12 protein-coding genes are annotated in these 12374 nt (G+C 70.7%); 8 read left to right on the top strand and 4 right to left on the bottom strand.

The features are described 5' to 3' along the window. Window positions 1–118: 118 nt before the first annotated feature. Window positions 119–805: an RDD family protein gene (locus tag ACWDR3_RS15330; RefSeq protein WP_450352964.1), complete on the bottom strand. Its 687-nt coding sequence runs from the start codon at window positions 803–805 to the stop codon at window positions 119–121. An 89-nt stretch (window positions 806–894) separates the two neighbouring features. Then, window positions 895–2424 carry an RDD family protein gene (locus tag ACWDR3_RS15335; protein ID WP_450352965.1) on the bottom strand — a complete coding sequence of 510 codons (1530 nt, stop codon included), beginning with the start codon at window positions 2422–2424 and terminating at the stop codon, window positions 895–897. A gap of 242 nt (window positions 2425–2666) precedes the next feature. On the opposite strand from ACWDR3_RS15335, the gene ACWDR3_RS15340 reads away from it, so the two are divergent. Next, the gene (locus tag ACWDR3_RS15340) at window positions 2667–3080 is read left to right on the top strand and encodes an SsgA family sporulation/cell division regulator (protein WP_124000295.1); all 414 of its coding nucleotides are present in this window, start codon (window positions 2667–2669) and stop codon (window positions 3078–3080) included. Between the two features lie 14 nt (window positions 3081–3094). Here the strand turns inward: ACWDR3_RS15340 and ACWDR3_RS15345 are convergent, their stop codons facing one another. Next, a complete protein-coding gene (locus tag ACWDR3_RS15345; RefSeq protein WP_450352966.1) occupies window positions 3095–4510 on the bottom strand; it encodes an FAD-binding oxidoreductase in 1416 nt (471 codons plus the stop codon). A gap of 92 nt (window positions 4511–4602) precedes the next feature. Between ACWDR3_RS15345 and ACWDR3_RS15350 the strand changes: the two genes are divergently transcribed. Beyond that, complete coding sequence (locus ACWDR3_RS15350) at window positions 4603–6060, top strand: tetratricopeptide repeat protein (protein WP_450352967.1); 1458 nt, start codon at window positions 4603–4605, stop codon at window positions 6058–6060. Window positions 6061–6147: 87 nt separating this feature from the next. On the opposite strand, the gene hppD is transcribed toward ACWDR3_RS15350, so the two are convergent. Then, window positions 6148–7293 carry a 4-hydroxyphenylpyruvate dioxygenase gene (gene hppD / locus ACWDR3_RS15355; RefSeq protein WP_450352968.1) on the bottom strand — a complete coding sequence of 382 codons (1146 nt, stop codon included), beginning with the start codon at window positions 7291–7293 and terminating at the stop codon, window positions 6148–6150. A gap of 126 nt (window positions 7294–7419) precedes the next feature. On the opposite strand from hppD, the gene ACWDR3_RS15360 reads away from it, so the two are divergent. From ACWDR3_RS15360 to ACWDR3_RS15385, 6 genes are all read left to right on the top strand, one after another. Next, window positions 7420–7899, top strand: coding sequence for an Lrp/AsnC family transcriptional regulator (locus ACWDR3_RS15360; RefSeq protein WP_450352969.1), 480 nt, complete (start codon window positions 7420–7422; stop codon window positions 7897–7899). A gap of 21 nt (window positions 7900–7920) precedes the next feature. Beyond that, entirely contained in the window at window positions 7921–8568 is a 648-nt protein-coding gene (locus ACWDR3_RS15365; RefSeq protein ID WP_450352970.1) for an ABC transporter permease, read from the top strand. Continuing rightward, entirely contained in the window at window positions 8561–9868 is a 1308-nt protein-coding gene (locus ACWDR3_RS15370; RefSeq protein WP_450352971.1) for a betaine/proline/choline family ABC transporter ATP-binding protein, read from the top strand. Before ACWDR3_RS15365 ends, ACWDR3_RS15370 begins: the two co-directional genes overlap by 8 nt. Beyond that, on the top strand, window positions 9865–10749 hold the full coding sequence (locus tag ACWDR3_RS15375; protein WP_450352972.1) for an ABC transporter permease: 885 nt from the start codon (window positions 9865–9867) through the stop codon (window positions 10747–10749). Before ACWDR3_RS15370 ends, ACWDR3_RS15375 begins: the two co-directional genes overlap by 4 nt. Next, window positions 10746–11705: a glycine betaine ABC transporter substrate-binding protein gene (locus ACWDR3_RS15380; protein ID WP_450352974.1), complete on the top strand. Its 960-nt coding sequence runs from the start codon at window positions 10746–10748 to the stop codon at window positions 11703–11705. Before ACWDR3_RS15375 ends, ACWDR3_RS15380 begins: the two co-directional genes overlap by 4 nt. Window positions 11706–11786: 81 nt before the next feature. Further along, on the top strand, window positions 11787–12371 hold the full coding sequence (locus ACWDR3_RS15385) for an ArsR/SmtB family transcription factor (RefSeq protein ID WP_450352976.1): 585 nt from the start codon (window positions 11787–11789) through the stop codon (window positions 12369–12371). Window positions 12372–12374 lie beyond the last annotated feature (3 nt).

Consider the following 12374-nt stretch of genomic DNA (forward strand, 5'->3'; position numbering starts at 1 on the left):
GGCCGGGCGGCAAGGAGCCCGACAGTCTGCGCGTCCGCATGGACACCTATCCTTGGAGTCGGTCGGACAGCGCGGTCCGCTCTGATTTGAGGCCGCGCCGACGGGAGTCGACGCGGCCTCAGTTGGTGCTGACCACCACTGTCTTGGCGGCCTTGTCGTGCAGGCCCTGCTTGTAGGGCTTGTCGAAGAAGCTCCAGCCGCCGCAGATCGCCGTCCAGATGCAGGCGCAGCAGAACGCGAACGGGATCCACAGCACCGCCGAGCGGGCCAGCGTGGACTGCACGGAGGGCGTGGAGCCGTTGTCGAGGTTGGCCACCCGCATGTTGAGCCACTTCTTGCCGAGCGTCTGGCCGGTCCTGCTGATCATGGCGGTGTCGTAGCCGATGTAGAGGATCGCGGCGACCAGGGACTGCGCGAACGACTTGCCGTACGACATGTCGTCGCCGCTCACGTCGTACTCGTGCACGCCCAGCGGCCAGGTGACCAGCCAGACGACGATGCCGACGAGGATCAGGTCGATGATCCGGGCCAGCGTGCGCTTGCCGCTGTCGGCGAGCGGAGGCATGCCGGCCAGCGGATCGTTGGGGTAGGAGCCGCCGCCGTACGGAGTGCCCCCACCGGCGGGTCCACCGCCGTAGGGAGTGCCGCCGTAGGGCGGCGGCTGGCCGCCGCCCGGGGGCGGGTCGTACGGCGAGCCCGGGCCCGGGCCGCTCGGGCCGGGCGGAGGCTGCTGCGGTGGCTGCTTCCGGAACGGGTCGTCGTCCGGCGGCTGCTGGCCGGAACCGGGAGGCGGTTCGGTGGTCATGGCCCGAGTGCACCGCGAACCCCGCCGCTCCGCATCCGACGAGCGGCCGTCCGGAGTACCGGATCACCTGGTACCGATGCGGTAGACGGTCATCCCGCCACGAACGTATGGGCTGCCTTGTCGTGCCAGCACTGGCGCCACGGACGGTCGAAGAGGCACCACGCGACGCCCACGACACCGATCACGAGCAGGCCGGGCACGCTGTAGACGAGCCAGCGGCGGAGGGCTCCGCCGAAGGTGGGCGGCTGGTGGCCCTCGATGTCGCGCACCTCGAGTCCCAGCAGTTTCTTGCCCAGGGTGCGGCCCGACTTGGCGGTGGGCAGCGCCTCGTAGAGGACACCGAAGAGGAGCAGGACGGCCAGGACGATGCCCAGGTAGACCGCGGTCGTGCCGTCGAGGAACCAGACGGTGACCGTCTCACCCGACAGCTTCGCCGCGTCGATCTTCTCGTCGACGTGGTCGATCGCCTTGGTGCCGAGCGGTACGGCGGCCACGGCGGTGACGCCCGCCAGGACGACGGTGTCGAGGAGCCGGGCGATCAGGCGCTTGCCGAGCGGCGCGGGGCGGGCCTCGGACTGGCGCCGGGCGGCGGCCTGGAACACGTCCTCCACGGGCGGCTTCCAGGGCGCGACGGGCTGCTCCTCACCTCCCGCGAGCCGGTGCACCTGCTGCGCCCACGAGGGCTGTCCCCCGCCGGAGCCACTGGACATGGGGGTGGCGGAGGCCTGCGCGGCAGCTGCCGCGGGCTGCACCGGCTGGGGGCCGCTGGACTGCGCCGGCACGGCGGGGGCGGCCTGTTGGGGACCGGAGGGGGCGGTGGGCGCGGCGGCGGGTCCCTGGGGGCCCGAGAGGGCGGTCGGCGCGGAGGCCGGACCCTGAGGGCCGGCGGCTCCTGCTCCCGCCCCCGCCTGTGCCGCGCGATCGGCGGCGGCCTTGCCCGCGCCGAAACCGGGGCCGGCGGGCGCGCCCGTGCTCCCGCTCTGCGCCCCGCCTTGCGCCCCTCCCTGCGCCCCGCTCTGCTGTCCCGCGCGCGGGGTCATCGTGCGGAAGGTCATGGTGCCGTCGTCCCTGACAGGACCGCCGGGCCCGGGGACGGAGGCGTTGCCCGCACCGGATGCGCCGTCCGCGCCCGCCTTCGGACGGCGGAAGACGAAGGTGCCGTCGGACGGGATGTCGGCCGAGCTGTCCGCGGGAGGGACGGTCGCCGTGCCGTCGGTGTGACCGGTCGGGTCGGCGTAGGGGACATCGGGCTGGACGCGCGGGTCGGGGCCCTGCGGGGAGCCCCATGACACGCGCCGGTCCTGGTCGCCGCCGAAGCCGGCCTGGCGGGAGCGGTCGGCGCCCCAGGCGGACGCCGGTTCGGGACGGTTGCCGTGCTGGGCCACCTGGGGTGCGGGGTCCTCGTCGAAGAAGTGCGGGCCCGTCTCCTCGACCGGCGCGGAGCCGGCACCGGAGCCGTCGGGCGCGGCGAGCGGCGCACCGTCCGACGGGGCCGGCCGGCTGGTGCCCGGTACCCAGGAGGCACCGTTCCAGTACCGGACATATCCAGGAATGGACGGGTCCGGGTAATACCCCTCGCGGGGCCTGTCGTCACCGGGTGCCGGGGTTGGGGCGCTCATGTCCGTCGTCCCGTATCTGCTCGGGGGTCAATATGGGGGGCTCCACATCTATCAGACCGGCGTGGCCACCACTGCCCCTCCCGCAGGACCCGCCCCTTTCCGGGCAAGGGCGTGCACCCGCTTCACCGTTCCGGAAAAAAATTCTCCGAACCCGCGTAATGGTTGCGCGCCCGCCCCCTCTCCATTCGTACGGGCCCGTTCGCAGAGCCCCGTACACCTGACCGAGAGAGGAACCGCACGCCATGCACTACACAGTGGTGGAACGCGAGTTGGAGCTGAAACTCATCCTGTCGCCGGAGCGCAGCATCCCGGTCCCGGCCCGCCTGGGCTATCGCACCGACGATCCCTACGCCGTCCACGTCACCTTCCACATCAACTCCGAGCACCCCGTGCACTGGACGTTCTCCCGCGAGCTCCTGGTGGAGGGGGTGTTCCGGCCGTGCGGGCACGGGGACGTGCGGGTGTGGCCGACGAAGTCGGAGGGGCGCAGCGTCGTGCTGATGGCGCTGAGTTCACCCGACGGGGACGCCCTGCTGGAAGCACCGGCCGCCCAGGTCTCGGCCTGGCTGGAGCGGACGCTGCGGGTGGTGCCCCCGGGGACTGAGGGCGAGCAGCTGGGGATCGACGACGCGCTCGACCAGCTGCTCGCCCAGTGACCCCACGGCCGACGTCAGAACAGCTTGCCCGGATTGAGGATGCCCAGCGGGTCGAAGGTCTGCTTGACCGCCCGCTGCATCTCCAGTCCGACCGGGCCGAGTTCGCGCGCCAGCCACTCCTTCTTCAGTACGCCCACGCCGTGCTCGCCGGTGATCGTGCCGCCGAGCTCCAGGCCGAGCGCCATGATCTCGTCGAAGGACTCGCGGGCGCGCCGGGACTCGTCGGGGTCCTGGGCGTCGAAGCAGACGGTGGGATGGGTGTTGCCGTCGCCCGCGTGCGCGCAGACCCCGATCGTCAGCCGGTACTTCTCGGCGACCCGCTCGATCCCTTCGAGCATGTCGCCGAGCCGGGAGCGGGGCACGCACACGTCGTCGATCATCGTCGTGCCCTTGACCGCTTCCAGCGCGGTCAGCGAGAGCCGCCGGGCCTGGAGGAGCAGTTCGGACTCGGCGGCGTCGTCGGCGGGCACCACCTGGGTGGCACCGGCCGCCTCGCACAGCGCACCGACGGCGGCGAGGTCGGCGGCCGGGTCCGGGGTGTCGAAGGCGGCGAGCAGCAGCGCCTCGGTGGTCTCCGGAAGCCCCATGTGCGCGAGGTCGTTGACGGCCTTCACCGTCGTACGGTCCATGAGTTCCAGCAGCGAGGGCACGTGACCGCCCGCCATGATCCGGCACACCGCGTCACAGGCCTCGGCCGCGGACGCGAACTCGGCCGCCAGCACCAGCTGTTGGGGCGGCTGCGGGCGCAGCGCGAGGATCGCCCGTACGACGATGCCGAGCGAGCCCTCGGAGCCGACGAAGAGGCGGGTGAGGTCGTAGCCGGCGACGCCCTTGGCGGTGCGGCGCCCGGTGGACATCAGGCGGCCGTCGGCGAGGACGACGTCGAGGCCGAGGACGTACTCGGCGGTGACCCCGTACTTCACGCAGCACAGGCCGCCGGAGGCGGTGCCGATGTTGCCGCCGATCGTGCACATCTCCCAACTTGAGGGATCCGGCGGGTAGTAGAGGCCGTGTTCGCCGACCGCGCGGGAGAGGGTGGCGTTGATGACGCCCGGCTCGACGACGGCGGTGCGGTCGATCGGGTTGATCTCCAGGATGCGGTCCATCTTGAGGAGCGACAGGACGACGCACCCCTCGGAGGCGTTGGCCGCGCCGGACAGGCCGGTGCGGGCGCCCTGCGGGACGACCGGGACGCGCAGCTCGCTCGCCACGCGCATGACGTGCTGGACCTGTTCGACCGTGCGGGGCAGGACGACGACCGCCGGGACGCCGGCCGGACAGAAGCTCGCCATGTCGTTGGCGTAGGAGGCCGTGATGTCGGGGTCGGTCAGGACGGCCTCGGCGGGCAGCCCGACCAGCAGCCGGTCCACGAGGCCACCGGCCGCCACCGTGTCCTCGTCGCGACGCGCTTCGATACGACTCATGATCACAGCCTCGCACCGGCGGCCATCGGTGTGAACCCCACCTGCGGCAGCCGCGGGATGCCGAGGTGTGGTCGTCGTACTGGCGCACAGTGAGCGCCATGACGAACGCGAGGGACAGCGCCGCCACGGAACGGAAGCGGGCCCGGCGTTCGCGGGTAACCGGGTGGCTGGTGGCGGGCGCCGTCGTGGGGTGCGCCGCCCTGGGCGGGGTGCTGATGCTGTGGCCGTTCGAACGGGCGACGGTCGTCCGGCCCCCGGCCCCGGCGCCGGGCGCGCAGGCGCTGACCGCGGTCACCGCCGGAGTACCGGCCGCACTGCCCGATCTGGCGGTACTGATCGGCGAGCGGGAGACCTTCCTGCGGACGCATCCCCGGGACGCGCGGTCGTGGGCGGTGCTCGGGACGGCCTACGTGGAGCAGGGGCGGCGGACGGCCGACGCGACGAACTATCCGCGGGCCGAGCAGGCACTGCGCACCTCGCTGAAGGTGCGGGCGAAGGGAAACGACGTAAAGGCTGCGGCGTTGGACGGGATGGCGGCGCTGGCGAACGCGCGCCGGGACTTCCGGGCGGCGCGCAGCTGGGGCGAGGCCGCGCTGAAGGTCGACGCCAAGCGCTGGACGACGTACCCGCTGCTGCTCGACGCGTACACCGGGCTCGGTGATTTCAAGGCGACCCAGCGCACGCTCGACGCGCTGCTGGAGCTACGGACCGGCCCGGCCGTGATGGCGCGGGCCGCCGGGGTCTACCGGGACCGGGGCTGGCGCGAGGACGCGGCGGCCGCCCTCTCCGACGCGGCGGCGCGGTCGACGGCACCTGCCGAGCGGGCCGCGTGGCTGGAACGGGCCGGGCAACTGGCCTGGGAGCGCGGCGACTTGACCGACGCGCTGCGGCACTTCCAGGAGGCGGTCCGGGTCGACCCCGACCAGCGGGCCGCGCAGGCCGGACAGGGGCGCGCACTGGCGGCGATGGGGCGCACGACAGAGGCCCTGAACGCCTACCGGGTGGCGCTCGCCCGGCAGCCGAGCCCGCAATACGCCCTGGAACTGGGCGAGTTGTACGAGTCGCTCGGGCTCGGACAGGCCGCGCGGGTGCAGTACGACCTGCTGCGGGCGCGGGTCCGGGAGGAGCAAGCGGGGGGCGTGGACGACGAGTTGGTGCTCGGCGTCTTCGAGGCGGACCACGGGGATCCGGCGGCGGCGGTACGGCGGTTGCGGGCTGAGTGGCGACGGCAGCCGGGGATCGCCGTCGCGGACGCGCTGGGGTGGGCGCTGCACCGGGACGGCAAGGACAAGGAGGCGCTGCGGTACGCCACGGCCGCGACGGACAAGGTGCACGGCGGTGGCGTACGCAGTGCGTCGTACGCGTACCACCGGGGCATGATCGAGCGGGAGTTGGAGCGGTACGCGCCCGCGCGGCGGCATCTTCAGGACGCGCTGCGGATCAACCCGCACTTCTCGCCGCTGGGCGTGCCGCTCGCGCAGGCCGCGCTGGCGGCGCTCGGCGAGCCGCCGGACGAGGACGTGCCGGTGATGGACGCCAAGCGGCAGAGGCGGTGAGTCCGGCGCCGGGAGGGGAAGGGCGCCGGACCTCACCTGGGGGTGGCCTCGGCGGGTGTCTCGCAGGGCGCTTCGGCCGGGGTCGGCTCAGAGGTTGCCGCGGCGCTCCTGCTCGCGCTCGATCGCCTCGAACAGGGCCTTGAAGTTGCCCTTGCCGAAGCCCATCGAGCCGTGCCTCTCGATCATCTCGAAGAAGACGGTCGGCCGGTCCTGGACCGGCTTGGTGAAGATCTGCAGCAGATAGCCGTCCTCGTCGCGGTCGACGAGGATCTTCAGCTCGCGCAGGGTCTCGACGGGGACGCGGGTCTCGCCGGCCCACTCGCCGAGGGTGTCATAGTAGGAGTCCGGGGTGTCGAGGAACTGGACGCCGGCCGCGCGCATGGTCCGTACCGTGCGCACGATGTCGTTCGTGTTGAGCGCGATGTGCTGGACGCCCGCGCCGCCGTAGAACTCCAGGTACTCGTCGATCTGGGACTTCTTCTTGGCGATGGCGGGCTCGTTGATCGGGAACTTGACCTTGAGCGTGCCGTCGGCGACCACCTTGGACATCAGCGCGCTGTACTCGGTGGCGATGTCGTCGCCCACGAACTCCTTCATGTTCGTGAAGCCCATGACCTTGTTGTAGAAGCCGACCCACTCGTTCATCCGGCCGAGCTCGACGTTGCCGACGCAGTGGTCGATCGCCTGGAAGGTGCGCTGGGCGGGCGGCTCGACGATCGGGCTCGCGGGCGTGAAGCCGGGCAGGTAGGGGCCGTCGTAGCCGGTGCGCTCGACGAGCGTGTGACGGGTGGTGCCATAGGTGGCGATCGCGGCGAGTACGACGGTGCCGTGCTCGTCCTTGACCTCGTACGGCTCTGCCAGCGAGCGGGCGCCGTGCTCGACGGCGTAGGCGTGCGCGGCACGCACGTCCGGGACCTCGATGGCGAGGTCGACGACGCCGTCGCCGTGCTCGGCCACGTGCTCGGCCAGGAAGTGGCCCCAGGTGGTGGCGGGCTTGATGACGGAGGTGAACACGAAACGGGCGGAGCCGTTCTCCAGGACGTAGCTCGCGGTCTCGCGGCTGCCGTTCTCCGGCCCGGAGTAGGCGACCAGGCGCATGCCGAAGGCCGTGGAGTAGTAGTGCGCCGCCTGCTTGGCGTTGCCGACCGCGAAGACGACCGCGTCCATTCCCTTGACCGGGAAGGGGTCGGCCTGCCGGGCGGTGTCGGGAGTGTGGTGTGTGGTCTGCGTCATGAGGGAAGCGTGACCCCGCCCTGCAAGGTGCGCAATAGTTCTCGTATTCACTGGGCATTCTGTCCAGCGAGAGGCGGGTGTCTCGCTGATTTCTGTACAGGATGACCACCACTTCGGGAGGTTGCCGTGGCCATCGACGAGCTGGACGGGCGGATCATCGTGCTGCTGGCGCGCGAGCCGCGGATCGGGGTGCTTGAGATGTCCCGGCGGCTGGGGGTGGCGCGCGGGACCGCGCAGGCGCGCCTGGACCGGCTTCAGTCGAATGGCGTCATCCGCGGGTTCGGGCCTCAGGTCGATCCGGCGGCGCTCGGCTACCCGGTGACCGCCTTCGCGACGCTGCAGATCCGGCAGGGCCAAGGGGCCGACGTCCGGGCGCACTTGACGACCGTGCCGGAGGTCCTGGAACTGCACACGACCACCGGCGGCGGGGACATGCTGTGCCGCCTGGTAGCCCGCTCCAACGCCGATCTCCAGCGGGTGATCGACCTGGTCGTGGGTTTCGATGGGATCGTCCGGGCCTCCACCGCGATCGTCATGGAGAACCCCGTTCCGCTGCGGTTCATCCCGCTGGTGGAGCAGGCGGCGGAGGACCAGGAAGGGATCTGACGGCGACCATGGGATGAGCGCGTGAACTTCTGGGAGTACCTGGGCAACCGCCATCAGCAGTTGCTCACGGACGCCTACCAGCACGCCAGCGCCGTCTTCCAGTGCATGGTGGTGGCCACCCTGCTCGGGGTGCTGATCGGGGTCGTCACCTACCGCAGCGAATGGGCCGGGAACCTCGCGACGACGGCCACCTCGACCATCCTGACCGTGCCCTCCCTCGCCATGATCGGTCTGCTCATCCCGATCGTCGGCCTGGGCGTGCCGCCCACGGTGATCGCGCTGACGCTGTACGGACTGCTGCCGATCGTGCGCAACGCGATCGTCGGGCTGCGAGGGGTCGACCCCTCGCTGGTGGACGCGGCACGCGGGATCGGGATGTCCCGCCCGATGCAGCTGGTGCGAGTGGAGCTGCCACTGGCCTGGCCGCCGATCCTGACCGGGATCCGGGTCTCCACGCAGATGCTGATGGGCATCGCCGCGATCGCCGCGTACGCCTCCGGGCCCGGCCTCGGCAACGAGATCTTCCGCGGCATCGCCTCGCTGGGCAGCAAGAACGCGCTCAACCAGGTCCTCGCGGGCACGCTCGGGATCGTCGTCCTCGCGCTGCTGTTCGACGCCGCATACGTCCTGATCGGACGGCTGACCATTCCGAGGGGCATCCGTGACTGAGACCTCCGCATCCGGGACTTCGGGCTCCGGGACTTCTGACTCCGGGACGGGCGCGGCCAAGGCGCCGAACGCCACCACCGGGGCGACCATCGAGCTGGAGAACCTCACCAAGCGCTACCCGGGCAGCGGCGACCCGGCCGTGGACAACGTGAACATGGAGATCAAGGCGGGCGAACTCGTCGTCTTCGTCGGCCCGTCGGGCTGCGGCAAGTCCACCACCCTCAAGATGATCAACCGCCTGATCGAGCCGACCGGCGGCCGCATCCGCATCGGCGGCGAGGACGTCACCGACATCGACCCGGTGAAGCTGCGGCGCAAGGTCGGTTACGCGATCCAGTCGGCCGGCCTCTTCCCGCACATGACCGTCACCCAGAACATCTCCCTCGTACCGCGGATGATCGGCTGGTCCAAGACGCGGACCAGGGCGCGGGTCGAGGAGCTGCTGGACCTCGTCGGGCTCGACCCGGCGGAGTTCCGGGGGCGCTATCCACGGCAGTTGTCGGGCGGGCAGCAGCAACGGGTGGGCGTGGCACGGGCGTTGGCGGCCGATCCGCCGGTGCTGCTGATGGACGAGCCGTTCGGCGCGGTCGACCCGATCACGCGGGACCATCTCCAGGACGAACTGATCAGGCTGCAGCACGAGTTGCACAAGACGATCGTCTTCGTCACGCACGACTTCGACGAGGCGATCAAGCTCGGCGACCGGATCGCGGTGCTGCGCGAGCACTCGCACATCGCCCAGTTCGACACCCCGGAGGCGATCCTCACCAACCCTGCCGACGACTTCGTGTCCGGGTTCGTGGGCGCGGGAGCGGCCCTCAAGCGGCTCAATCTCACCCGCGTACGGGACGTCGAGGTGCGGGACTACCCGACGGTGACCGTCGACGACCCGCTCCAGCTGATCTTCGACAAGCTCCGGGACAGCGGCACCAACGAGATCCTGCTGCTCGACAAGCGGGGCCGCCCCTACAAGTGGCTGCGCCGCGGCGACCTGATGCGGGCCCGCGGCTCGCTGGCCCGCGCGGGCACGCTGGTGCACGACACGGTGACCCGGGACGCCACCCTGCGGGACGCGCTGGAGGCGGTGCTGACCGACAACGCGGGGCGGACGGTGGTGACCGGGCGGCGCGGTGAGTACGAGGGTGTCGTCGACATGGAGACGCTCATGAACTCCGTGCACGAACTGCTGGAGGCCGACCGGCTGGAAGCCATGGAGCACCAGCACGAGTTGGAGGAGGCCCGGGCCGCGCAGACGCACGCGGAGCAGGAGGGCGCCGCCGAAGGGGAGCCGACGACGTGACCAGCCCCGCGGAGCACAAACGGCCGTCCGGCGAGCACGAGGTCAAGGGGCTCGCCTTCCGTGACGAGGGCGGCGGCGAGGACGGGGGCGCGCCCGGTGCCGGTGCCGGTTCCGGGCAAGGGGTCTCCCCGCGACGGCCGACGCACCGCCTCACCTGGCAGAAGCTGACCTTCCTGCCAGCCTTCCTGATCGCCGTGCTGCTGGCGACCTGGCTCTGGTTCCAGCAGGCGCACCTGGACGCGATCTCCGAGAACGCGATCTCGGGCGGGCAGGTCTCCAAGGCGCTGTGGCAGCACGTCGAACTGACAGTGATCTCCACGTTCTTCGTGCTGATCATCGCCATCCCGCTGGGCATCCTGCTGACCCGCAAGGCTTTCCGGAAGGCCACCCCGGTGGCGATGGCGTTCGCCAACACGGGCCAGGCGACCCCGGCGATCGGCCTGTTGGCGCTGCTGGTGATCTGGCTGGGCACCGGCATGAAGGCCGCCCTGATCGGCATCATCATCTACGCGGTCCTGCCGGTGCTGTCGAACACGATCGCGGGCCTGAAGGCGAACGACCCGACCCTGCTGGAGGCCGCGCGGGGCGTCGGCATGTCGCCCCTGGGAGTCCTGGCACGGGTCGAACTCCCCCTGGCCGTACCGCTGATCCTCGCGGGCGTCCGTACGGCGCTCGTCCTGAACGTCGGTACGGCGACCCTGGCGACCTTCGGTGGTGGCGGCGGCCTGGGTGTCCTGATCACCACCGGCATCACTACCCAGCGCATGCCGGTGCTGATGCTGGGCTCGATCCTCACGGTGACGCTGGCCCTGCTCGTGGACTGGCTCGCCTCGCTGGCGGAACTGCTGCTGCGGCCGCGGGGGTTGGAGGTACGGACGTGAAGCGCGGGTGTGCGGTGACGGCGGGAGCGTTGGTGCTGCTGGCCGCCGGGTGCGGACTGACCAGCGGCTCCCCCATGGTCGACGATGTGACGCCGGGCTCGATCGGGAAGGGCGAGCCCCTCAAGGGCGCCCATCTCACCGTCACGTCCAAGGAGTTCACCGAGCAGCTGATCCTCGGCGCGATGATGGGCATCGCGTTCGAGGCGGCCGGCGCGGATGTCCTGGACCGAACGGGCATCCAGGGTTCCATCGGCGCGCGGGAGGCCGTCAAGAGCGGGGACGCGGACGGCATGTACGAGTACACGGGCACCGCCTGGATCACGTACCTCGGCAACAGCAAGCCGATCACCGACCCCGAGCAGCAGTGGCAGGCGGTGCACGACGCGGACCTGAAGAACGGCCTGACCTGGCTGCCGCCGTCCGCCCTGAACAACACGTACGCGCTGGCCATGAACCAGTCCCACTACAAGAAGTACGGCACGAAGACCCTGTCGGACGTGGCGGCGCTGGCCAAGTCGGACCCCGGGGCGGTCAGCGTCTGCGTGGAGAGCGAGTTCGCCAACCGGGCGGACGGGCTGCCGGGGATGGAGAAGGCGTACGGGATGAGTCTGCCCGCGAAGAACATCACGCAGATGGACACCGGGATCATCTACACCCAGGTGGCGAAGGGCAGTTGCACCTACGGCGAGGTCTTCACGACCGACGGCCGCATCAAGTCCATGAACCTCGCGGTGATGCGGGACGACAGGAAGTTCTTCCCCAACTACAACGTGGCGCCGGAGATCAACTCCAAGGCGCTGAAGAAGTATCCGGCGATCGCCGAGATCCTCGACCCGATCACGAAGAAGCTGAACAACACGGTGGCGCAGTCGCTGAACGCGAAGGTGGATGTGGACGGGGAGGATCCGCATCAGGTGGCGTTGGACTGGATGAAGGCGGAGGGGTTTGTGAAGTGACCGCGCGGGGGCGGGACTTACAAAGAAGTCGATGCAAAGAACCTCTTGCAAAGCATCCTTTGCAAGTCTACCTTGGTACGCATGACGGAGCCCGCACAGCCCAACGTCCGCCATCTGGACGCCCGTTCACTCAGGGGACTGGCTCATCCGCTGCGCATGCAGTTGCTCGACGCCCTGCGCTTCGGCGGGCCGGCCACCGCCTCCCAACTCGCTGAGAAACTGGGCGAGTCGAGCGGTGCGACCAGCTACCACCTGCGCCAGCTCGCCGCGCACGGGTTCGTCGAGGACGCTCCCGACCGGGGCAAGGGACGCGAGCGCTGGTGGCAGGCGGCGGTCCAGGGCCTGATCTTCGACGACTCGCTCCTCGACGACACCAGCGCGGCCGTACGCGGCGCCGCGGACCTCTATATGCACGAGGTGGCGACGACCCAGGCCCGCGAGGTGTCGACCTGGCTCGGCACCCGCGAGGACTGGTCGGCGGAGTGGGCCCGCAGCACGGACATGAGCAGCATGACGCTCCGGCTGACCCCGGAACTCACCCATGAACTCGTCGAGAAGATGCACGCCCTCGTGGACAGCTACCGCGATCTGGCCGAGGTCGAGGAACACCCCGACGCGCAGACGGTACGCGTCCACACGCACGCCTTCCCCTTCACCACGGACTGAGAG

This window comes from Streptomyces sp. NPDC001002 (assembly GCF_053599215.1).